The following is a 22419-nucleotide window of genomic DNA, read 5'->3' on the forward strand; positions in this document are numbered from 1 at the left end:
CTTGCGGCGCAATAGATGGCTTAGGTTGGGAACGATTAAGTTATGAACCACGCCAAGATTGGATTATTGGATGTTTAGAGCAGTTTAAGTTAATGATTAATGTCTTTGATATAGCTAGTATTAATATGAATAGCTACTTAGAATGGTCAGAGGTGGAAGTGGATGATGATAATCCAACAATACCTGTCGGCTACCCAAAATGCGTGAAACATAATATCTACTTGTCATGCCATGGATGTATACTTTGTAATAATGGAAGCTAAATAACAATAACTTTTACAGCATTTCGAAGAGGTCGGTAACATCATCTAACATTATATTCACGCTAAGGATAGGCAGGCCTATCTTTGGTCTGCCCGAGGCTTTTCTGAGAAGTGGAATCAGGCAGACAACCCTGCGAGGCTAAGTGGCGGAGCCACCCGGTCCTGGCGGACCTTAACCCTCTCGGATTCGTGAATACACAAACGTTATCGGAAATCGTCTGAAAGAAGGGGAATTCAAATGACTAGTACTAATTACAAAGTTTATAAGTTAGAGAAAAAATCAGATTTTATTATATATCTTAGGTTTTTAATTATTGCAACACATAAACAAATTCAGAGCTTTAAATATTACATAAAAAAATTGAATGAAAAGATTGACAGTTTAAGGCTAAGAGATGAAGACGTTTTATCATTTGATGGTTATATTTACAATGATTTTTCAGATAAGATTGGTAAGTTAAACATTGAACTTTTAAATTTATTAGCAGATGAATCAAATTCATCAGCGTCCTATAAAAAATTTAGAAAATTAATAGATAGAAAGAAAGATGAATATGGATTATCAGAATTAAATGAAGAAGTTAAAGATATTTTAACGCAACTAAATAATAGTCGTAATTGGAATTCACACATTCCTGAATCGTTAATCTATGCACAATTCGAGGCAGCAGATCAATATAACTTAGTCGACAATAAAAAAAGTATAGTTGAAAATCCCAATCCTATTGAAATCTATATGTATCGGGAATATCAAAAAGAATGGCTTCTTAGCCTATATGATGAAACTAATCAAATGTATAAAGGATATAGTAAAATTTTTCAACAAATGAAAAAGGACTATTCAAAAATTGTAGGTCAGAGCATACAGGTAATTTCGGTAAATATTGAAACACCAAGACCATTCACTGAAGATTTTGCTATTCCACAAATATCTTTTGAAATGCAAAATAAAAAGTACAAGAAGTAATTTAAGTAATTCAATGAAGATATGACATCCGATAACACCATATTCACGCACGGGGCTAACGCCCCTGGTCTGTAAGAAGCAATTACGAGGAAGAAGATTCAGCAGACAAACCTGCACAGGCTAAGTCTGTCGGACCCGTTCGCTCCGCTCACTTAAACCAGTGAGGGTTCGTGAATACACATACGTTATCCGAAACATCCGAAAGTCATATAAATAAATAATTTTAAAGGGATGATGAATAAAATGACGCCTGATTTACATGATGAAAAGGTACAAAAATTATTAAGAAAAATAAACTCAAAATTTCAACCTATATATTTATCGGTAACTGCCGAACCGTATGCCTTAATAAACGAATGTTTTCCAAACGTTGAAAAGAAAATTTCCAAAGACGGCGGGGGTATAGTATATGGATGGCAGATATGGAAGAGTGATTTAATATGTGAGGCTGAATTTCACGCTGTATGGAGATCTAGTAACGGAGATCTAGTTGATATAACTCCAAAGAGTATTTCAATTGATCGTATATTATTTGTTCAAGATGATAAGATCAATTATAATGGCGCCCAGGTAGAGAATATTCGAATTAATTGTACCAATAATTTATTAGTTAACGACTTTATAGATATTCAAAAAGCTTTATTCAGAATAATGAATAAAGGGGAACGTGCACTCAGTTATGAAATTCATTTTAGTCAACAGGAACAAGGAGTTTATGACGAACTTTATAAAATGAATTTTCAAATACAACAATATGTTCGTCAGGGAGGGCAACTTGTCTATCCTTGTTTTTGTGGAAGCGGATATATTTATTCTGAATGTCATAGTAAGAAATTAAATTCATTACTTTTGTTATCTAAGTCTCTTTAAGAGTTTTGCCGGTAATCCTAGGAAGTCGGATGCATCGGATAACACTGCATTTACGTATCGGGCCGGCATTTGTCGTCCCTCGGTCCGCCAGATGGATTTCGGGGGAGTAGGAACAGGCGGACACACCTGACTCCCTAAGATAAGAGCTATCTAAGGGAGTCGGGCGTCGTTAATACGAGAGACTTTATGCGAAATCATTGAAACTGAAAGGACTTTGAATTTATGAGTATAGATGTATCATACAGACCCTTAAAATTGAAATACGCCTACCAAGTAGCATCTATAGCAAGTGAGATTATTATTAGTGAGAATATTGAAGATAAGTTTAATCCATATTTATGGTTATTTAATGAGGATCATGAACAATACTTCACTGAGTTGATACAACGAAATGAAGTAAAATTACATAAACCTAATAAACATTCAATTCTACACGATTTTATCAGTGATTTATTAGTTATGAATTTAAGAAAACATGAATATTGGTTCTTGGATGATTTTTATAATTGGAGTCATGAAGAAATCGAATTAACCATATTACAGTATTTTATTGAACCTTTGGAAATGTATATCCCTGCTATTAATAATTACCGAAGTATATTGGTTAAATTGGTACATCAATTTTATGTTAATAGGAATAGGTACAATAAAAAAATACAAGAAGTAATTAGTGAAATCATAGATTTACACAATGAAAGCAGAGAAAGTAATAAAATTGTCGATGATATTTTCTACCTTCTGTTTAATGACAAGTTATTTTTATATCATTTCAATAAAGTTATTTCTAAATTCATAATTGAAAGTAAATTGATTGATATTAAACGGGTTAAAGTACCAAAATGGCTTCAAAAAGGCATATTTTTTAGAGGAAATGGAAGATGCCAGGTTTGTTCAAAAGATTTGACTGGAATTGTAACTATTACTCCAGATAAAGGAATGCATTTTGATCATATAATTGCATTAGAAAATGGAGGGACAAATGATCCAACAAACTATCAATTATTATGTTCAAAGTGTAACTTAAAGAAATCAACAAAGAATATAAAACCTACGATACTATATCAGTTCTATTGGTGAATACTTTTTTACATTCATTAGTCTTTTGATGATGCTAATGACTTCGTATAACATTAGATTCACGCATCAGGCTGGCATTCGCCGTCCCTCGGTCGGCCATATGGACTTCAAAGAAGTTGGGGCAGGCGGACACACTCGTCTCCCTAAGATAAGAGCTAACTAAGGGAGTCGGGCGTCATGAATGCGGGTACGTTATGTGAAATATGACAAGGGAGAATAAAGATGACGAAATTTTTAATTGATACAAATACATATTTAGATTTTTATCGCTCTAATAATGACGCTCTCCAAATTCTTGACGAAGTAAAAAATAATAAGGACAACTTCATTTTCTCAGAACAAGTGTTTAATGAGTTTATGAGGAACCGAATAACGGAACTTGAAAATCTCAAAAGCAACTTTAGGAATTCTATAAAGATTAATATTTATTCGTCTTCCATTTTAAATACAATGCCCGAATATAATAAAATTCAAGAACTCAAAGGATCAATCTCGGAGAAAGCAAAAAATCTAATTATGGTAATTGAAGAAATGATAAATGATGCACACAAAGATCCTGTAAGTAATAAAATTAGTGAATTATATCAAACTTCTGGTGTTCAAATTATCAACATAACAGATGATGACATAATTAAAGCAAAGAAGAGAAAACTCCTTGGAAATCCACCTACAAGCAGAGACAAAACTAGCATAGGAGATGAAGTGATTTGGGAGTCTCTCATTTCTAAGTGTGAATGTGATATAGTAATCGTTTCACGTGATAAAACTTACACTCGTAATAATGATTTGTTAAGAACAGAATTTTTCAATAAAACTGGAAAACATTTAATTCAGATAACAGATAGAATTACTACAGCATTAAGTTTGATTGGGAGCATGCCATCTACTCGGATTGTTGAAATAGAAACTAAACAACTTGAGGAAAGAACAAAATCAATTAAAGAACAAGTTGGAGAAATTCAAAATGCGATGATTGACATTGAAAGATATGGAATATATGGGATGGCTTGTGTATATTGCGGTGGTACAATATCTCAATTACAACGACAATGTCATCATTGTGGTAAGCCGAATCTCTATTATATGCAAGATGATGATCTGTAGCTAAATCGAGAAGTGTCATACTTTACATAACAATGTATTATCGCATCGGATCGCAAGCGATCCTCGGCCTGCCGGAAGTAGGGGGAAGTGAATAGATAACGGAGTAATTTCAGTACAAAGATGCACATTCAGGCGTACACATCCTGTGATGCTAAGTCTTTGACCCGGCAGCTATGCTGCCTTAAGCCTCTCGGTGTCGTGAATACGGAATACGTTATGCGAAAGTCCGGAGATCATATAAACCTGAAATTATATAAAGACTAATGAATATATCTGAGAGAGGCTTCAATGATGAATAATAAAACCACCACAATTTACTTAGTTAGACATGGACAGACAAAATGGAATGTCGAGCATAAATTACAAGGACACCAAGATTCTCCATTAACAGAATTAGGGATTAAACAAGCTCAATGGTTAGGTGAATCAATCCAGGATGAGCAGATAGATATTATTTATTCAAGTTCAAGTCTTAGAGCCCGAAGAACAGCCGAATTAATAAGAGATTTAAAGGGAATCGATATAATTGAAAGTAATGATTTGAGAGAAATAAATTTAGGAATCTGGGAAGGTAAATCTCAAGAAGAAGTTAAGGAGTTATATCCGGAACAATTTCATTATTTCTGGCATGATCCAGAGAAGTTTAATGTACAAAGTAGCGAGACCTTTCAGGATGTTTCCAAAAGGGCGATTAATAAATTACATCAAATTATTAGTATAAACCAAGGTAAATCAATATTGATCGTAACTCATGCGGTTGTAGTTAAATTGATTATGGCGTATTTTGAAGATCGACATATGAAGGATATTTGGAACCCTCCGTATATACATCCAGCGAGTTTATGTAAGATTGAATTAGTAATGAATAAATCAGATATTATTTTGTATGGAGATACAAGACATTATAAAGAAGAGCCTTTTGTAAGTTAATCAGGAGGTAGGGCCTTTGCATAACCACACATTAACGCTGCAGCCTACAGCTTTGGTCTGGCAGAGGGATTTCGGGGAAGGGGATTCAGCAAGCCAACCCTGCATCACTTGACCGCATGGCGGCTGGGGCAACGCCCCTTAAGGTCGTGAGGGTTCGTGAATACAGGAACGTTAGTACGCCAAGAATGCTCGGCTATTCTGGCAGGGTGAAAGTCCCTGTGGAGTAAGGTCTAACCCACCACTCCTATCGAGTGTTGCGCCGACACAGGAAACTGCTAGGTGAAGTGTACACAGAGAACTATGCAGGCCATAGGGAGACGTACCTCCTGAAGCACATTGAGCCTCGTCACTTGTAGTCTAAAACAGACAAAGAGCAGATGACGACGTGTTTAACGTCACGGAAGTCCATGCAAAGAAGCCGGTATCGGTAAGGCTTCAGAGGATCTGCCGGGGTCCTAGAACGTGGCATGTATAGAGAGAAAAACCGGGAACTTGGAAGGCACTTTATGGCTCCGTTACAAAAACAAACGGTAGGTCGGACAATCAAAAAAAGAGGAAGACCGAAGGCACATAAGGGATTCGGATTCATCCATAATACTCCGAGGACGGGAAAGCCGGCTACATGGGGAAGGGATGAACAGGAATATGCAGCTTGCAAAGGAAACCTGCACCGGACATGTCGGATCGGAACAACGTAGGCAAACCACCCTGCAAGGAATATCAAAGAAGGCAAAAGAGAACAAAAAGCATCGGTTCGGAAATTTATATCGACTGTTAAATGCTGAAGGACTTAAAACAGCTTTCTATGAATTGAAGAAGAAAGCGGCTGCAGGAATTGACCAGGTTACTGCTACAGATTATGAAATGCACCTTGATCAAAACCTTAGGACAGCAGAACAACAGTTGAAAAACAAGACCTACCGAGCAAAGTTAGTACGTAGGGTATACATTGACAAAGGGAATGGAAAGAAGCGAGCGCTAGGCATACCAGCAGTATCAGATAAAGTTATACAGAGAGCAGCAACTGGAATGCTGGAAGCGATCTACGAGCCGGAATTTAGTCCACACAGATATGGTTACCGCCCAAACACCGGAGCGCAGAAAGCAATTCAAGCTATAACGAGCGAACTGCAATTTGGGAAGTACAGTTACATCGTAGAGGCGGACATTCGTGGATTCTTTGACAATATCGATCATGAATGGCTGATCAAGATGCTTGAGATCCGAATAGCAGACAGAGCGCTTCTGAGACTGATACAAAAATGGCTGAAAGCCGGAATTATGGACACGGAGGGAAAAGTAAAGCATCCGGTTACGGGCTGTCCACAGGGAGGCATCATAAGTCCAGTGTTAGCGAACGTCTATTTGCATTATGCCTTGGATTCATGGATCGAGCATGTTGTGAAAAAGCACTACGAAGGAAAAGTCTACTTCTGTAGGTACGCAGACGACTTCTTGTGCGCGTTCCAATACAAAAGAGATGCGGAGCGATTTTATCGAGCAGTAGGTCAAAGGCTAGGAAAATTCGGACTTGAACTGTCAGCTGAGAAAACGAATATTATCAGTTTTTCTCGGTTTAGAAAAGAAGAGAACACCAAATTTGAGTTCCTAGGTTTCGAGTTTCGCTGGGGAGTTTCCCGAAAGGGGAAGGACCTAATTAAGAGGAGAACGTCCAGAAGCAAACTGCAGAAATCCATCGTAGCATTCAAAGAATGGTGTAAAGAAAATCGGAACAAACGGTTAAGACGGATACTTCCAAAGCTAAATGCCAAGCTAAGAGGCTACTACAACTACTATGGAATAATTGGTAACTACGCGAGCATAAATCACTTTTACAAGCAGGCACTCAAAATCTTATACAAGTGGCTAATCGAAGAAGTCAGCGACGAAGCTTTAATCTTGACACATACACATCCTGTCTAAAGAGGTATGGAGTCGAGAAACCTAAAATTGTAGAATCCCAACACGTGCAACTTCAATTTGAATTCTAAGGCTGAAAGTACGGAAGTGAGTATTCCTGAAGAGCCCGGTGCGGTAGTTCCGCACGCCGGGATCTGTGCGGGGGGCGTTGGGTAACCGGCGTCTCTACCGTGACGCCGAAATCATCTGAAACTAGGAGAAAAAATGAGTAATTATGAAGGAAATTTTTTTAAAGGTAGGGATTTTTACGATTGGGGAGTTGACTATGAAGTTATAAAAGTAAAAGAGAAATTCCTTGCGGATATTAATCTTTTAAGATTTTATCGAGTCAACTTTTCTAGAAACACTACATTTGGAACGATAAATTTTAATGATTTAATCCCTATCCAAAAAGAAATTATAGACATCGTATTAAGCAATGCTTCATTAGAGGATTTGGATTATATACTACGTAATAAAATAGGGGATCTTATTGATAAGTATTCATGGTTAACTAAAATAATAGAACTAGAGAAAAGCTTGGGATATAGGGATTCATTTATAGAAACAATGATAGCAAATGAATTTATGAAGCAACTTTATATCCATAATAAAATGTGTTTTGTAAATACATATACAATATTGGACGAATACCTTGCGGAATTAATAAAGTCTTTAGGCATGTACCTAGATGATTTCCTTAGTGAAGTCAATATTAAAGTAAATTATAAACAACTATTAGAATTTGAAAATGATACTGATATAAAAGAATTTTTTATTGATTCTGCGATGCTGAGTGATAAGAACCTCTCCGGAGTTGTAAATAAAATAAAGTATCTCCTAAAACATCTGAATGCAACTAGTGAATTTAAATGGAAAACCGATATAAGAATTTTTAACGAAGAAAGAAACTGTATTATTCACAATAAAAGTTGTCTTAATAAAAAAGCAATTAAAAACATTGGAGAAGAGTTAGCACATGAATTAAATTTATCAGAAAATATGAAAGTGTTAATAGACAATAACAAAGTAGACTCATATATTGATTTAATTGAGAATATCATTAACTTCTTTTCAGTAAAAATAATGAAAACTTACTATGACTATATAGAAATCGATCTCGATGAAGTAGATGACTCCTGCTAACACAATATTCACGCAAGGGGATAACTCCCCTGGTCTGCAAGAAGCAATTACAGAGAAGTAGAATTAGCAGACAACCCTGCACTGGCTAAGTTCATCGGACCTCGGGCGCAAGCGCCCTTAAGCCAGTGAGGGTTCGTGAATACAAAACGTTATCTGAAACCGAATAAATTTTGAGGAAGTGTTTAAGATGCAATTAATAGATGAAAAACAAATAGTAGAATATAAGCATAGTGAAGATTTTATAGTACCTAAATCTGTTGATAAGAAGTGCGGTTATTGTTCAAGATTAGTTAATTTCAATTTAGAATGGTATCCATATAATAAGACCGTGATGTATACTACTTCACGTTGCTCTGGCTGTGGGCAAATATCTAGGTTCTACTTAGTTGAATTGAAAGAATGTGAAGATGAAAAGTATACGGGTGATTTATACATATCTCCGGTAGCACTTGAAGATAGGGAAATAGTTGAAGGTATTGAAATTACAGAGAAATTTTCAGAGAGTATGTTAAGGGCTTATAAATCTGCAGTAAATGTCTATAATCTTGGTGAGTGGTCAGCAACAGTTGTTTTGTGCAGGCGATTGCTTGAAGGAATCACCAAATCTCTGTTGCCTGAGACCGAACAATGAAAACCTCTTTATAAGCAGTTGGAAGTGTTATCAAGTCATGTGGAGCTCCAACAACCTCTATTAACTCTTGCTCATGCAATTAGAGTAGGAGGAAATCTTGGAGCACATTTTGATTTGGAGAGAGAACCAGACGATAGACTCTCAAGATTTGCTGTTGATATGCTTGACTATATAATAGAATATTTATATGTGCTTCCTAGAAGAATTGAACAACTACATACTCATATTGAAGAACTTCCAAGTAAAAATTCTGAAGGTAGTTCCTAGATGTTTCGGCATCAGATAACATTATATTCACGCATCGGAGCCTGGCGGATCCTCGGTCCACGAGATGCAATTGGCAGGTGAGCAAATTCAGCGGACACAACCGCACCGCGGCCGGCTCCTGACGGAGCCTTAAGTCGGTGGGACGTCGTGAATACAGAAACGTTATGTGAAATCATCGAAAAGAGGTGAAGCTATAATGTCAAGTTTTGTCTGGTGGAGGGATATACAAGAAGCTTACGAAAACCCCTATGAATATGAAGCACAGAATCAATTTTCAAGAGAAGCAAAAAAGTTGCTAGAATTAATATTTGATTTATTGTTGAATTTACCATTTGAATTTACACGAGATGATAGATCATCAGAAAAGGCAATATGGATGTTGTCAATTGATGCAGTAGATTCACTTAGAGATTGCCTTAAGCTGATTGATAATAAAGAACATAGATTGGCGAGTAGATTATTTAGAGATGTTGTAGAAACAATGGATTTGGCATCCTATTTTTCAAGTGATGATGAAAAGAAACAAAAGCATTTAGATGATTGGTATGATAACAAAGTTATTCCAAATAGAATTTTTAGGGAATATGTAGAGAAAACACACAATAAACAACTTGCAGACGCCTACAATAACTTTTATAGGCATCTCTCAAAACTAAATCATAGAACTTATAGGTCCTTAGCATACTCATATACATTGGGCAAAGGAGAAAGAATGGTTTATGAGGGTAAAAATCCGGGGGATTTATTAGTTCCAGTACAATCGATATCAATGTATTATGCAATGTTAGCTGAACTAATTACCATTTTTTCAGATAGATTAATTGAGTATGACTTATTGGATTTACAAACAAATATTGAATTTTGGAATCGTGCGCTGGAGAAGAATACTGTATCTCGGAGATTTGCGACCAAAGAAGAAATATTTCTTCAGAGATTAAAGAATGCGAAAATAAATCAAGAGGTCGATGATATCACATAACATAGTATTCACGCATCGCAGCCTTCCGGCTGCTCGATCCGCCCGGAGTAAGAAGCAGGGAAGTGGGGTTAGGCGGACACATCCGCACCGGCTAACTGCTCAAGCTCAGCCGGGCCTTCAGCCCTTTAGCTGGTGGGACGTCGTGAATGCAAGAACGTTATACGATATTGCTGAAAATGCAGTACAAATTCAAAAATCATCTTTACTAAAGTTTAAATTAATAAATAAGTAATAAGGAGCCAAAACATTGATATATAGGGAATTATCAAGAGAAGAGATTGAAAAACTAGTAGAAATAGACCGATCAGAATTAGTTGAATTTAATTATCGTTTTGTTAATGGGAGTTTAGAGCTTGTTGAATATTATTGCGAGATCGAAGGTTTTTCACAGAGCAAATTGCTTGAACTTAAATCGGGACTATATAATCTTTATGATCATAGAGGCATAATATTTGGAGCAATAAATGATAACAAACTTGTTGGTATAGCCTCGCTTAGTAATAAGTTTAGAGGAACAACTATGAACAGGGTTCAATTAGCATTACTTCATGTTAGTAAAGATTACAGGGGACGAGGAATAGGAAGACAACTAGTGGAGTTAGTTAAGGAAAAGGCAACAGATTGGGGTGCTAAACAAATATATGTTTCTGCTGCCCCCATAAAAAACACAGTAGACTTTTATAGAAGGATCGGATGTAAACTAACTTCCGAATTGGAAGAAGATTTGTTTAATCTTGAACCAGAAGATATACATATGGAATTGAATATATAATAATTGGCGGAGCCACCCGGCCTTGGCGGGCCTTAAGCCTCTCGGGTTCGTGAACACAGGAACGTTAGGTGAAATTAATGCTGTTAAAAAACCTAAAAAATAAATAGCAGTTCATTCAAGACAATTATTATTCGAACCGAAAACAAAGATGTTTACAATCAAGTCAGAGAAGGAAATTAACAAACTAAAAAGAGAGGTGCCTGTATGGAAAGAAGGCATGAAGTTTTGTTTGGGCATTTGAATACATACCGGGACGAGCTAATGGCAATGGTTGCAGGGATATCTGAGGTGGAGGCCGAGATTTTACCTAAAGGATTCAATAATAATGTCCGGTGGAATCTGGGTCATATTTGTGTAGATCAATACTTATGGATCCGGGCACTTACAAAAGAAAAAATGCCTATCCCTATGACATTTATTGAATGGTTTGGTTATGGTACCAGCCCTTCCCGGTTTACTGATGAAACACCGACGTTTTCCCAGCTCATTCCGATTTTGCAACAGCAGACGCGTATCATTCAGGAGAAGTATCAGGATCGTATGGAGGAGGAGTTTGCTCCGACAGAAATGGGGATGCACACAATTGAGCAGGTACTTATCAGAACCATTTTTCATGAAGGACTGCATATAGGCGCGATTCAGGCTTTAAAGAGACAACTGAGCAGAGAAGCAGGACGAAATTAATTAGGTCCCGCAATACGTTTGGATCACACTGTTATGTTGATAGCGCATCTTTCTTACTATCCTAAGTTTGGTTATAACTAACTCGAATATTCGGGCTAGAATTAAAACAATGTTTCAGATAAAAGTTCTTCATATGTGAATCAAAAGAAAATGAACTAAATAATATTGAAGGCGAATTAAATATCCAAGGCATTTTTTTAGTAATTCGATGAAGGTATTAACTTCACCCAACATCGTATTCACGCATTGGACCGGCTTTCGCCGCCCTTAGTCCGCCTGATGAATTATTCGAGGAAGCAGAATCAGCCGGACAACCACTGCGAGCCTAAGTCTGGCGACCCGTTCGCTGCACTCACTTAAGGTTCTCGGGTTCGTGAATACAAAACGTTATCCGAAAACCTCGAATGGCTTGAAAATCAATTTATAGCATTAATATAAACTCTTGAAAGGTGAAGATGAATGAAAACTTTTACTGTTGCTACTGTTCAATATAATTGTAGTACTCCTGATCCAGAGCTAAACACAAAAATTGGATTGAAGTATGTTAAAGAAGCGAAAGATCGTGGAGCAGATATGGTTTTATTCCCTGAATGCTGGATAACTGCATATACCTTTCCCAATATTGTGGAAACGAAGTTGCCGTCACACGAGATAGAAAATCATCCGGATTTTAAAGCTTGGTATGATGCAGCAATAGACGAAAACAGTCCCTGGTTAAAATCTTTTCAAGATATTGCAAAAGAATTATCGATTGGTATTGTTGTAACAAGTTTAACAAAAGGAATAACACGCCCACAAAATTCGGCGTTTGTCATTGATCGGAACGGAAAAATATTATTAAAGTATAGTAAAGTCCATACTTGTGATTTTGCTGCTGAACGTATATTGGAGAGCGGAACAGAATTTAAAGTATGCGATTTTGATGGTGTAAAAATTGGTATCATGATTTGTTACGACAGGGAATACCCAGAAAGTGCAAGAGTATTGATGTTAAAAGGTGCTGAAATTATATTGGTTCCCAACGATTGCGGATGCATGAAACATCGATTGCAAGCTCTTTCGACAAGAGCATATGAAAATATGGTTGGTATTGTAATGGCCAACCCACCTGGCGAAGATGCTGGATGTTCATGTGCATTCAGCCCAATCGTTTGGGATACGAATGGGAAATCGGTAAGCAATACAATTATGTTAGCGGATAATGTGACAGAAGGTCTCTATCTAGCTAAATTTGATTTAGAGGAATTAAGAAATTATCGAAAAAAAGATATGATGGGAAATACATTTAGAAAAGTAGAAGCATATCAAGAATTATTAAATGATAAAGTGGAGGATCCTTTTATTCGATTAAAACTCTAGCATATTCGTAGAGGTCGAGGTCATCGGATAACAATGTGTTCACGCATCGGGACGGATGTCGCCGACCCTCGGTCGCCAGGAGATAAGTCGGAGAAGCTGATCCTGGCGACACATCCGCACCGACTAACAGCATCGCGGCCGCACACTTCGTTCGCTTAAGTCGGTGGAACGTCATGAACACGGGAACGTTATGTGAAATCTTCAGCAAAGAAGTGGATGGGAAAGACGAGATTAGTCGAGATCTAGTTACGGTGTGATTTAAATATTAGACGGGACCTAGATAAGTGTGCAATATATTAATATATATAAAGAAATCGCAAAGAAGTAGAAGAAATCGCATAACACTGTGTTCCTGCATCGGATCGCAAGCGATCCTCTGTCCGCCAGAAGTAGGAAGAAGCGAATCCACAACGGAGTAATATCAGTAGCAAAGAAGCAGAAACAGGCGTACACATCTACGAGGCTAAGTGGCAGAGACACCCGGCAGCAAGCTGCCTTAAGCCTCTCGGCGTCAGGAACACGGAAGACGTTATCGGAAATTCAGGCAAAGTAATAGCAAAATCTTATATAGAGCTATTCTTTATTCTAGATGACTCTGATTTGAATAGTTTATTAAATTATAAAAAAGGGTGAAAAATATATGGTTACTAACTGTCTTCAAATTTTTCCAAGCTCTGATATGAATAAGACAGCAGAATTCTATGAACTCATTGGCTTCAGAGCAGTAAGTTATCTTGATTCTGTGGAACCGCATATTTGTCTATATAGGGATCGAATAGAGATAGTTTTAACAAAATCAAATCAAGAATATATAGTACCTAATCGAGAAATTCATGGATATGGATATGATGCATATTTAATTACAGATAACCAAGAGGAAATGGAGAAAGGCTTTAGTGAATTAGGAGTTAAGATTGTACGATCTCTATCAACGACAGATTACAACAATAAGGAATTTGTTTTTGAAGATATAGATAGAAGATGGATTGCGGTTGGTAAGAAACAGTGAATGAATGGAAACATTAAGGACGAGTGATAGCAATTTCGAAGAGGGCCCGAACATCCGATAACACAGTATTCATGTTTTGGACTGACGTCCTCAGTCTACTAGAGGTATTTCGAGGAAGTCGATTCAGGCAGACACCCCTGCGAGGCTAAGTCTAGCGACCCGGAGCTGAAGCTCCTTAAGCCTCTCGGGTTCATGAATACCAAACGTTAGACGAAAGTCGGAAACAAATCTATGTAGAGGGTGATTTCAATAGAAGCAATATACATAAAACCGATAAAGAAATACACATTTGAAGAACAGAATGAACTTGGGGAATTTGGATATTCAACAAAATCAAAGTACAGAGTGACCAAAATCGAAACTGAAGAAAGAACAATGATAGACATAGTATTAGATGAACTTGAGAGCACATTTCATAAAGAATATATAAATAGTGATGACGATATTGAACGTTACAGCAAGATCGCTCCCATGGGATATTCATTAGGAGCATACATAGGTACTCAATTGGTTGGGGTAGTAATAGCTGAGGAGTTAAATTGGAATAACACAATATTGATTTGGCATTTCCATGTGGCAGAAGACTATAGAAGAATGTATATTGGTAAACAACTGATGAATAAATTAGTGTGCCTTGCAGAGAAAAACAGTATAAGAGCAATAAATTTGGAAACGCAAAACACGAATGTAACTGCTATAAGGTTCTACAGAAAATGTGGATTTGAAATTGAAGGAATTGATTTATCTTACTACACTAATAATGACGTTTTAGATGGTGAAGTGGCAATATTTATGAAAAGAAAGATAAATTGATTAAAGATAGTGTTCGAGTAGACTCGAAGAAGTCCCGACCATCGTCTAACACTGTATCTATGCTGTGGGCTTTGCCCTTGGTTCGCAAGATGAGATAGACATAGAAGTGGGCTCAGCGAACAACCCTGCGAGGCTAAGTCCGTTGGACTCGGCGCGATGCGCCATAAGCCTCTCGGGTTCGTAGATACAACAACGTTATAGGAAATGGCTGAAGAGCTATATAAAACACTATTGGAGGTCAAATTAGTGAAGGAAGCTCGTAAATTAATCAACACCAGAAAACCTGGTGTTGAAGAAAAGGACATAGAAAATACAGAAAAACTTATAGGTGCAAGATTTCCATATAAATATAGAGAACTTATTAAATTAGTTAATAACGCGGAAATAGAAGAATGGGTTCTATATCCAATTAAAGATAGTATGAGGATAGCAAAGACTTTTGATGATGTATTAAGAAACAACAAAGTACTAGACTCAAGCAAAAATGAAAATAGAATGATTTATATTGCTGAGGATGGTACCGGAGACTTATTAGGATATAAGTACAATCATGAAGGCAAGATGGAAGAAACAATATATTTGTATAATCACGAAACCCTTGAAATAACACCAATATATAATGACATTGAAGAGATGATAAATCATTTATTAAAAACGGATTAGGGACAACTTGTGGGTTTCTCAGAGAAGCAGTCACTTCCTATAACACCATATTCACGCGGCGGGTCTAACGACCTTTGGTCTGCAGAGGCTTTTCGAGGAAGCGTAATCAGCAGACAACCCTCACTGGCTAAGTCCGTCGGACCCGGGGCTTACGCCCCTTAAGCCAGTGAGAATTCGTGAATACAACAACGTTATAGGAAATACTTGAAAATCATAGAAATACGGATAAAAATAAAAAGATCTATTTAAGTATGAATGTGACTCTTAGAAGAATTGAATACATAATTAGAAACAATGAATCAGAGGAGAAGAGATAATGATTCAATCAATAGTCCATATCGCCCTTGTTATTAAGGATTATGATGAGGCCATAGATTTTTATACAAAGAAGCTCCATTTTACATTAGTTGAAGATACTTACCAGCCTGAACAAGATAAGCGGTGGGTAGTAATTTCTCCTCCTGGCTCAGTAGGCACAACAATATTACTTGCAAGAGCATCGAAACCAGAGCAAGAAGCATTTATAGGCAATCAGTCTGGCGGGAGAGTTTTTTTATTTCTAAACACAGATGATTTTTGGAGAGATTATAATGATATGATTTCTAAAGGAATTGAATTTGTAAGAAAACCCAAAGAACAGTCATATGGAATAGTTGCAGTATTTAAAGATCTTTATGGGAACCTATGGGATCTGTTACAGTTGAAAGAAGACCATCTTATTATGAAACGAATGAAATAGACATAGTAAATGAAAGGCATAAAAATGACAGTGTAAGTATCACGGAGAAGACAAGTACTTCCTATAACATCGCATTCAACGCTGCGGATCGGCAAGCCGATCCTTGGTCCGGAAGAGGCATTTCGGGGAAGTGATTCACCGGATACATCCCACCGCCTAACTGCCGTAAGCGGCAGCCTGTCCTTCGACCTTAAGACGCTGGGACGTCGTGGATGCGGTAACGTTATAGGACATGGGCATAAAGACATAAAAACACTAAAAAAAAGGGTGAAAGTATATTCATGAAGATTGTTAGTACTTTCGAACATTATGAATTGCTCATTGATGAGGATAATGATCCATTACAAGATCCTCCATTATTACAAGCTTATATGAACAGATGGGATGGTCACATTTTTTTCGATGCATTAAAGGCTGAAAATAAATTGGTATTAGATGTTGGAGTTGGAACAGGTAGAGTAGCGAAATCGGTTTTAAATGCAGGTTGTCAGTTTCTTGTTGGAATTGATATCTCACCAAAGACTTTAGATAGAGCTAGGTCTAATCTAAGTGCGTTTTCAAACATTGAGCTTGAAATGGCAGATGTTAATGATTTTATTCGCCCCAGTACCTTTGATTTAGCGTATAGTGTATTGACATTTTTACACATAGAGGATAAAGAGAAAGCACTAAGAAATATTTACAATTCGCTTAAGAATAACGGATCGTTTGTTTTATCGGTTAGTAAAGACGATGAGTGGTTTGACTATGGCAGTAGGAAGATAAAGCTTTATCCCATTGAATTAGATGAATATGTACGTCTTTTTCAATCAACAGGTTTTCAAATTCAATTGATTCAGGAAACTGAAAGTAAATATGCGACAATTATTGAAGGCAAGAAGTAAATGTAAGTATCTCAAAGAAGATGCCCACGTCGTATAACAACACATTCCCGATGCGGGCCTTACGGCCCTTGGTCGCCAAAGGAATTTCGAAGAAGCGGATTCAGGCGACACACCTGCAAGGCTAAGTGGCGGAGCCACCCGGTTGGGTTGATCGCTTCGCTCGGATTGAACGTGTTAACCTTAAGCCTTTCGGCGTCGGGAATGCAAGAACGTTATGCGAAACCAACAAGAAACATTTAAACACATACATTACTGGAGGAATTTCCATGAAAGATATTATCTTCAATAATTATTTCTGGCAAGATGGGGTAATCAGATTGCGTGCAATACAACCTGAGGACTGGGAAGAGCACTATAGCAATCGTTTTGATACATCCGCACGAAGGTTACTTGATTATGAAGTAGAATTACCCCCTACAATGGTTGAAGCTAAAAGTTTTGCTGAAGAATTTGCAGATTTTTCGACTAACCAGCGCAGGATAATGTTTACTATCGAGAATTTTGAATGCGAAAACGTAGGAGGAATTAATCTTAATAGCATTGACGAAAGAAATGGAACTTTTAGTATTGGTATACAGATAAATCGGGATCACCGGGGTAATGGTTATGGTACTAGAGCCATGAGAATTCTATTAAGATACGCATATTTCGAAAGGAGACTTAATAAGTTTAATGTCTCTATTCTTGAAGGAAATGACGCCTCAGAGAAGATGATGAAAAAACTAGGATGTATTCAAGAAGGAATTCGTCGACAAGTTGTTTATACCAACGGCAAATATCAAAATGAAATTCTCTTTGGAATGACTAAAGAAGAATTTGAACAAATGGAAGACAAGGATATAGATAGGTAGTTCAAAGAAGTGGTTGGAATCGCATAACACCATATTCACGCATCGGGGCTACTGCCCCTTGGTTGTCAGAGGTATAATCATGGAAGGAGCTCAGACAACAAACGCCCCAGCCTAAGATAAGAGCTATACAAGGCTGGGGCATTTCGTGAATACCAGAACGTTATCAGAAATGATTGCAACACTAAAAAAATTAAACTATATATCTATCGCGGGGGTCTTTATGGAAGACTTAAAGAGATATTTACCAAGAGATAAACATGATTTTGAGAGAGTAACCGAATTAGAGAAATTAGATAAATCAAAAATTATATTATTAATTCCTCAACTTCTAGAATGGCTGCAAGATATTAACTGGCCCATCGCAATGGATGTTGCAAAGCTATTACTTCAATACCCAAAAGAGACAATACCTCACGTCAAATCAGTCTTAACTTCTAATGATGATATTTGGAAAGAATGGTGCTTAAGATATTTTGTTAAAGCATTGCCAGATGAACTGATTACAAATTTTAAGCCTGATCTAATAAGAATATCAAGCAACCCAACTAGGGGAGAAGTGCTTGAGGAAGTTAATGAAACAGCTCAAATGATTTTAAGATCAATTGAATAATTGAAGGATCAGGAAATTGAAGGAGCTGGAATCATAGTTCCTAGAAGCCATAAGGAAACAGTATTTAATCTAAGACATGTTATTTCTAGATTTGAGGATGAACCATATGTAGGAAAGGGAATCCGGTATTTATTTAAAGGTTTATTTTCTTAACTTACTTGGTATTGGGATATGCCTAATGGACTCAATTGGATGATATAGTAGCATCCACGGACCTGAAAAACGCATAATTTCCTTAATTCTTTGACGGTAATCCGGTTTGTAACAATGGATAGGGCACTTTGCACAAGCCGTTTTCTCTTCACCAAATTGGCAGAGGGATAGTCTTTTCTTAGCATAATAATTTAAGTCCTGACATTCCTCGCAGAACTCTTTATGATGATGTTTTTTCTTACAATATATACGAATCATTTTTGAAACAATATCTTTTTCTCTTCGAATTTTAGGACCATCATTCAACTGCCGTTTTGCTTCTGTTGTCATGTATGAAGACCTCTTTTCAATGTGATAAAAATTAAAAATGCATTATACATTAACAATATCATCTAATCATCGAAGAAAAATAGTATGTCTCTTTACATCTTTAAGGCATTTTATCATAGGTCCTGTTAATGTATGCCAAGAAGGCGGATACATCTTATAACAATATGTTCACGCATCGTCGGGGCATTCTCCCCTCCTCGGTCCGCCAGAAGTAACGAAGCATATTCGGATTTGAAGTAACTCAGCTGCAGAGAAGTAAAATCAAGCGGACACATCCGCACCGACTAACCGCAGTCCTTCTCTATCTTGTACAACGTCCTGGCATGGTGATTACAAGGGATGATCTGATGAATGTCGTCTGGGGCTTCGATTATATCGGCGGCTAGCGCACGGTGGATGTGCATGTCAGCTCGCTGCGCAAGAAATTAGAGATGAACCAGCAGTCCGTTCAGAATCGACTCGATCCGAGTTGTAGGATATAAACTCTTTTAAAATAAAAAAATGAGTATACAACAATAATCTGAATACGAAAATAAGAGAGGTTGTTCCCAGTACTAGCTTAGGGGACAGCCTCTTTTGTGTTGCTGGTAAAAGATTGTGAAGCTAGAGCGAACTGTAATGTAGCCCTCGTAATATTATTTTTCGACAAATACATCAACTTTTCGACAAAAAAACCGATATATATATTGTAGGATCCTACTGCTTTACAAAATAGGAGGGGAATATGTATGAAAACCCAAAAACGTTTTAAAAGAGCGAAATGGTTAGTAAGTCTATTAGTTAGTGTAAGCGTCTTCACTTTTTCCAGTATTTCATTCGCTGAGGCATACCTGCCAAATGATATTGATAATGGGATCGCAGGCCTAAATTATAATCGTCATGAAGTTTTGGCCGTCAATGGCGATCAAATCAGTAGTTTTGTTCCCAAAGAAGGCAACCAGTCCAATGGTAAATTTATTGTGGTTGAACGGGATAAAAAATCACTCGCAACCTCACCCGTAGATATTTCCATTATTGATTCGATCACGAATCGCACGTATCCAGGTGCAATACAGCTTGCAAATGAAGATTTTGCGAATAATCAGCCTAGCCTGGTTATGGCCGCGAGAAAACCATTAGATATTAGTATTGATCTACCTGGGTTGAAGAGTGAAAATACAATTACGGTTCAAAATCCAAACTTCAGCAGTGTTTCTGGTGCCGTTGATCAGCTCGTGTCGACTTGGGTTGAGAAGTATTCGGACACGCATACCCTGCCTGCAAGATTACAGTATGCAGAATCGATGGTTTACAGCAAAAATCAAATTGCTAGCGCGCTTAATGTGAACGCTCAAGTACTTAATAATACGCTTGGAATCGACTTTAACGCGGTAGCCAGCGGTGAGAAAAAAGTGATGGTCGCTGCTTATAAGCAAATCTTTTATACCGTAAGTGCGGCTCTTCCTAACAATCCATCGGACCTTTTTGACAACAGTGTGACGTTTGCTGAATTAGCCCGTAAAGGGGTAAGTAATGAGGCTCCGCCACTGATGGTATCCAACGTAGCTTATGGCAGAACCATTTACGTGAAATTGGAGACAACCTCGAAGAGCAGTGATGTACAAACGGCATTTAAAGCATTGCTCAATAATCCTAACATACAAACTAGTGGTAGTGGACAGTACAAAGATATTTATGATGAAAGTTCATTTACTGCTGTTGTATTAGGCGGCGATGCACAAACACATAACCAGGTCGTCTCGAAAGACTTTAGTGTTATCCAAAATGTAATTAAGGACAATGCACAATTTAGCAGTAAAAATCCAGCTTACCCAATTTCATATACGAGTGTCTTTTTGAAAGATAATTCCATTGCTGCTGTTCACAACAATACGGAATATATTGAGACTAAAACGACAGAATATACTAAAGGTAAAATAACGCTTGATCACAGCGGTGCATACGTGGCTCAGTTTAACGTATCTTGGGATGAATTTACATTTGATGCGAATGGACAAGAAATCATTATGCATAAAACGTGGGAAGGAAATGGTCGAGATAAAACAGCGCATTTCTCGACAGAGATTCCACTTCCACCGAATTCCAAGAACATCAAAATTCACGCCAAAGAATGTACAGGTCTTGCGTGGGATTGGTGGAGAACAGTGATTAATGAAACGAACGTTCCATTATCCAGCAATATCAAAGTTTCGATTGGTGGAACGACGTTATACCCGACTGCTTCAATTAGTCAATGATCATTTAGGAAAGGGGCCGTCTCAAAAGCCATGAAAATGGCCGAGGGACAGCCCCTTTAGTTTTAGGGTTGATCTTCTTTGGTAATCGTACCCCACCAGAACAAGATAAAAATAGCACAGAAGAGAATCAAAAAAGGCGCACTAGCACGATACCCGAAGATCATGAACCTGTAAACATGAGCGAAGCAGAAGTGGATGACTTTGTTCAAGAAACAGCAAACAAGATTCAAGAGATATTTATACAGAGAATGGGACAAAAATTCAGTTGAGAGTTTACTCGAAAAAGGGCAATTACTCCTCCTAATAACGTATTCACGCTTCGGACCATACGGCCTTCGGTCCGCCAGAGGCATTTCGGAGAAGCGGATTCAGGCGACAACCCTGCTAACCTAACCGTAGTCGCGGTCAGCGACTTCGTCGCCTTAAGGTTCTCGGGTTCGTGAATACAGGAACGTTATCTGCAATTACCAAAACTTGGTGGTAGTATAATCAAGAAAGAAAAAGACGTAAGAAAGAGCAAAAACAAAATTAATATTATGTTGAATACGTATCTAGGATAGCTCTGATTGATAGAGTGACTTTGATACGTTTCTTGCTATTTATAAAGGAAATTGAAAGATAATGTCGAAATAAAATACAGGAATATATTAGTTTGCTTAAGTGTTTTGAAGAGTTTTTAGTACGTTGATAATGTGGAGTCTCCTAGATACACTTTGAACTCAAGTACAAGCAAAATAAACTAATTTAAAACAGGTAAATACATTCACAAGATTAATTTAAAAAACAAAAAGATAAACGAAGTGCTTATTTTTAAATACATTTTGAAAGTAACTCAAAGAAGTGGTAACAGCAAATAACAATGTATTCACGCATCGGATCACAAGTGATCCTTGGTCCACCAGAAGTAGAAGAAGTGGATTCAAAATGGGGCTATTTCAGTAGCAAAGAAGTAGATTCAGGCGGACACATCCTGCGAGGCTAAGTCTTCGACCTGGCAGCAAAGCTGCCTTAAGCCTCTCGGCGTCGTGAATACGAAAACGTTATATGCAATTACTGCAATAAACATTTTGAATGAAGGAGATTTTATGGAAGCTAAAGTAATAACATTACCCCTTTTTCATGTTGTAGGTTACAAAATTGAAGCAAATATTAAAGAGTTTGAGTCTGGTCTTGGTAAGAACA

General features: G+C 37.3%; 24 protein-coding genes and 2 pseudogenes. 25 read left to right on the forward strand and 1 reads right to left on the reverse strand.

Annotated features, from left to right (window positions below; all coding sequences use genetic code 11):
- The 21 genes and pseudogenes from AC1DOK_RS23410 to AC1DOK_RS23510 form a co-directional block, all read left to right on the forward strand.
- A pseudogene (locus AC1DOK_RS23410) lies at positions 1-263 on the forward strand (hypothetical protein); the annotation flags it as partial.
- Between the two features lie 238 nt (positions 264-501).
- Entirely contained in the window at positions 502-1230 is a 729-nt protein-coding gene (locus AC1DOK_RS23415; RefSeq protein ID WP_477556702.1) for a hypothetical protein, read from the forward strand.
- Positions 1231-1473: 243 nt separating this feature from the next.
- Positions 1474-2100 (forward strand): hypothetical protein, encoded by a 627-nt coding sequence (locus AC1DOK_RS23420; protein WP_477556703.1) that lies wholly within the window; start codon positions 1474-1476, stop codon positions 2098-2100.
- A 222-nt stretch (positions 2101-2322) separates the two neighbouring features.
- Positions 2323-3177, forward strand: coding sequence for an HNH endonuclease (locus AC1DOK_RS23425; RefSeq protein ID WP_477556704.1), 855 nt, complete (start codon positions 2323-2325; stop codon positions 3175-3177).
- 222 nt (positions 3178-3399) lie between these two features.
- Positions 3400-4281, forward strand: a complete 882-nt coding sequence (locus AC1DOK_RS23430; protein ID WP_477556705.1) for a PIN domain-containing protein — start codon at positions 3400-3402, stop codon at positions 4279-4281.
- 291 nt (positions 4282-4572) lie between these two features.
- Complete coding sequence (locus AC1DOK_RS23435; protein ID WP_477556706.1) at positions 4573-5211, forward strand: histidine phosphatase family protein; 639 nt, start codon at positions 4573-4575, stop codon at positions 5209-5211.
- A gap of 645 nt (positions 5212-5856) precedes the next feature.
- The gene (ltrA, locus tag AC1DOK_RS23440) at positions 5857-7134 is read left to right on the forward strand and encodes a group II intron reverse transcriptase/maturase (protein ID WP_477556707.1); all 1278 of its coding nucleotides are present in this window, start codon (positions 5857-5859) and stop codon (positions 7132-7134) included.
- 201 nt (positions 7135-7335) lie between these two features.
- Entirely contained in the window at positions 7336-8256 is a 921-nt protein-coding gene (locus AC1DOK_RS23445) for a hypothetical protein (protein WP_477556708.1), read from the forward strand.
- A 187-nt stretch (positions 8257-8443) separates the two neighbouring features.
- Positions 8444-8887 (forward strand): hypothetical protein, encoded by a 444-nt coding sequence (locus AC1DOK_RS23450; protein ID WP_477556709.1) that lies wholly within the window; start codon positions 8444-8446, stop codon positions 8885-8887.
- Positions 8888-8926: 39 nt separating this feature from the next.
- A complete protein-coding gene (locus AC1DOK_RS23455) occupies positions 8927-9154 on the forward strand; it encodes a hypothetical protein (RefSeq protein ID WP_477556710.1) in 228 nt (75 codons plus the stop codon).
- A gap of 196 nt (positions 9155-9350) precedes the next feature.
- On the forward strand, positions 9351-10133 hold the full coding sequence (locus AC1DOK_RS23460) for a hypothetical protein (protein ID WP_477556711.1): 783 nt from the start codon (positions 9351-9353) through the stop codon (positions 10131-10133).
- 247 nt (positions 10134-10380) lie between these two features.
- Complete coding sequence (locus AC1DOK_RS23465) at positions 10381-10905, forward strand: GNAT family N-acetyltransferase (protein ID WP_477556712.1); 525 nt, start codon at positions 10381-10383, stop codon at positions 10903-10905.
- Positions 10906-11109: 204 nt separating this feature from the next.
- The gene (locus AC1DOK_RS23470; protein WP_477556713.1) at positions 11110-11589 is read left to right on the forward strand and encodes a DinB family protein; all 480 of its coding nucleotides are present in this window, start codon (positions 11110-11112) and stop codon (positions 11587-11589) included.
- Positions 11590-12048: 459 nt separating this feature from the next.
- Positions 12049-12948 carry a carbon-nitrogen hydrolase family protein gene (locus AC1DOK_RS23475; protein ID WP_477556714.1) on the forward strand — a complete coding sequence of 300 codons (900 nt, stop codon included), beginning with the start codon at positions 12049-12051 and terminating at the stop codon, positions 12946-12948.
- 679 nt (positions 12949-13627) lie between these two features.
- The gene (locus tag AC1DOK_RS23480; RefSeq protein ID WP_477556715.1) at positions 13628-13957 is read left to right on the forward strand and encodes a VOC family protein; all 330 of its coding nucleotides are present in this window, start codon (positions 13628-13630) and stop codon (positions 13955-13957) included.
- 240 nt (positions 13958-14197) lie between these two features.
- Positions 14198-14770, forward strand: coding sequence for a GNAT family N-acetyltransferase (locus AC1DOK_RS23485; RefSeq protein ID WP_477556716.1), 573 nt, complete (start codon positions 14198-14200; stop codon positions 14768-14770).
- A gap of 246 nt (positions 14771-15016) precedes the next feature.
- Positions 15017-15433 (forward strand): SMI1/KNR4 family protein, encoded by a 417-nt coding sequence (locus AC1DOK_RS23490; protein ID WP_477556717.1) that lies wholly within the window; start codon positions 15017-15019, stop codon positions 15431-15433.
- A gap of 316 nt (positions 15434-15749) precedes the next feature.
- Positions 15750-16172, forward strand: coding sequence for a VOC family protein (locus AC1DOK_RS23495; protein WP_477556718.1), 423 nt, complete (start codon positions 15750-15752; stop codon positions 16170-16172).
- 281 nt (positions 16173-16453) lie between these two features.
- Entirely contained in the window at positions 16454-17056 is a 603-nt protein-coding gene (locus AC1DOK_RS23500) for a class I SAM-dependent methyltransferase (protein ID WP_477556719.1), read from the forward strand.
- Between the two features lie 125 nt (positions 17057-17181).
- Entirely contained in the window at positions 17182-17907 is a 726-nt protein-coding gene (locus AC1DOK_RS23505) for a GNAT family N-acetyltransferase (RefSeq protein WP_477556720.1), read from the forward strand.
- Between the two features lie 169 nt (positions 17908-18076).
- Positions 18077-18517, forward strand: a complete 441-nt coding sequence (locus tag AC1DOK_RS23510) for a DUF5071 domain-containing protein (RefSeq protein WP_477556721.1) — start codon at positions 18077-18079, stop codon at positions 18515-18517.
- Positions 18518-18658: 141 nt separating this feature from the next.
- Here AC1DOK_RS23510 and AC1DOK_RS23515 read toward each other — a convergent pair whose 3' ends face one another.
- A complete protein-coding gene (locus AC1DOK_RS23515) occupies positions 18659-19000 on the reverse strand; it encodes a nitrous oxide-stimulated promoter family protein (protein WP_477556722.1) in 342 nt (113 codons plus the stop codon).
- Positions 19001-19293: 293 nt separating this feature from the next.
- On the opposite strand from AC1DOK_RS23515, the pseudogene AC1DOK_RS23520 reads away from it, so the two are divergent.
- The 4 genes and pseudogenes from AC1DOK_RS23520 to AC1DOK_RS23535 all read left to right on the forward strand — a co-directional run.
- A pseudogene (locus AC1DOK_RS23520) lies at positions 19294-19492 on the forward strand (winged helix-turn-helix domain-containing protein); the annotation flags it as partial.
- A gap of 236 nt (positions 19493-19728) precedes the next feature.
- Positions 19729-21237, forward strand: a complete 1509-nt coding sequence (locus tag AC1DOK_RS23525; RefSeq protein ID WP_477556723.1) for a thiol-activated cytolysin family protein — start codon at positions 19729-19731, stop codon at positions 21235-21237.
- A gap of 68 nt (positions 21238-21305) precedes the next feature.
- Positions 21306-21506, forward strand: coding sequence for a hypothetical protein (locus AC1DOK_RS23530; protein ID WP_477556724.1), 201 nt, complete (start codon positions 21306-21308; stop codon positions 21504-21506).
- Between the two features lie 590 nt (positions 21507-22096).
- Positions 22097-22219: a hypothetical protein gene (locus tag AC1DOK_RS23535; protein WP_477556725.1), complete on the forward strand. Its 123-nt coding sequence runs from the start codon at positions 22097-22099 to the stop codon at positions 22217-22219.
- Positions 22220-22419: the final 200 nt, after the last annotated feature.

Source organism: Paenibacillus sp. P5_B5 (assembly GCF_056400365.1).

What these genes read in the sequence shown, in the direction of transcription:
- AC1DOK_RS23475 (WP_477556714.1), top strand. Translation starts at nt 12,049, where the DNA reads ATGAAAACTTTTACTGTTGCTACTGTTCAATATAATTGTAGTACTCCT.
- AC1DOK_RS23525 (WP_477556723.1), top strand. Translation starts at nt 19,729, where the DNA reads ATGAAAACCCAAAAACGTTTTAAAAGAGCGAAATGGTTAGTAAGTCTA.
- AC1DOK_RS23535 (WP_477556725.1), top strand. Translation starts at nt 22,097, where the DNA reads ATGTATTCACGCATCGGATCACAAGTGATCCTTGGTCCACCAGAAGTA.
- AC1DOK_RS23460 (WP_477556711.1), top strand. Translation starts at nt 9,351, where the DNA reads ATGTCAAGTTTTGTCTGGTGGAGGGATATACAAGAAGCTTACGAAAAC.
- AC1DOK_RS23420 (WP_477556703.1), top strand. Translation starts at nt 1,474, where the DNA reads ATGACGCCTGATTTACATGATGAAAAGGTACAAAAATTATTAAGAAAA.
- AC1DOK_RS23445 (WP_477556708.1), top strand. Translation starts at nt 7,336, where the DNA reads ATGAGTAATTATGAAGGAAATTTTTTTAAAGGTAGGGATTTTTACGAT.
- AC1DOK_RS23450 (WP_477556709.1), top strand. Translation starts at nt 8,444, where the DNA reads ATGCAATTAATAGATGAAAAACAAATAGTAGAATATAAGCATAGTGAA.
- AC1DOK_RS23515 (WP_477556722.1), bottom strand. Translation starts at nt 19,000, where the DNA reads ATGACAACAGAAGCAAAACGGCAGTTGAATGATGGTCCTAAAATTCGA.
- AC1DOK_RS23435 (WP_477556706.1), top strand. Translation starts at nt 4,573, where the DNA reads ATGAATAATAAAACCACCACAATTTACTTAGTTAGACATGGACAGACA.
- AC1DOK_RS23495 (WP_477556718.1), top strand. Translation starts at nt 15,750, where the DNA reads ATGATTCAATCAATAGTCCATATCGCCCTTGTTATTAAGGATTATGAT.
- AC1DOK_RS23430 (WP_477556705.1), top strand. Translation starts at nt 3,400, where the DNA reads ATGACGAAATTTTTAATTGATACAAATACATATTTAGATTTTTATCGC.
- AC1DOK_RS23470 (WP_477556713.1), top strand. Translation starts at nt 11,110, where the DNA reads ATGGAAAGAAGGCATGAAGTTTTGTTTGGGCATTTGAATACATACCGG.
- AC1DOK_RS23480 (WP_477556715.1), top strand. Translation starts at nt 13,628, where the DNA reads ATGAATAAGACAGCAGAATTCTATGAACTCATTGGCTTCAGAGCAGTA.
- AC1DOK_RS23500 (WP_477556719.1), top strand. Translation starts at nt 16,454, where the DNA reads ATGAAGATTGTTAGTACTTTCGAACATTATGAATTGCTCATTGATGAG.
- ltrA (WP_477556707.1), top strand. Translation starts at nt 5,857, where the DNA reads ATGCAGCTTGCAAAGGAAACCTGCACCGGACATGTCGGATCGGAACAA.
- AC1DOK_RS23425 (WP_477556704.1), top strand. Translation starts at nt 2,323, where the DNA reads ATGAGTATAGATGTATCATACAGACCCTTAAAATTGAAATACGCCTAC.
- AC1DOK_RS23415 (WP_477556702.1), top strand. Translation starts at nt 502, where the DNA reads ATGACTAGTACTAATTACAAAGTTTATAAGTTAGAGAAAAAATCAGAT.
- AC1DOK_RS23510 (WP_477556721.1), top strand. Translation starts at nt 18,077, where the DNA reads ATGATTGCAACACTAAAAAAATTAAACTATATATCTATCGCGGGGGTC.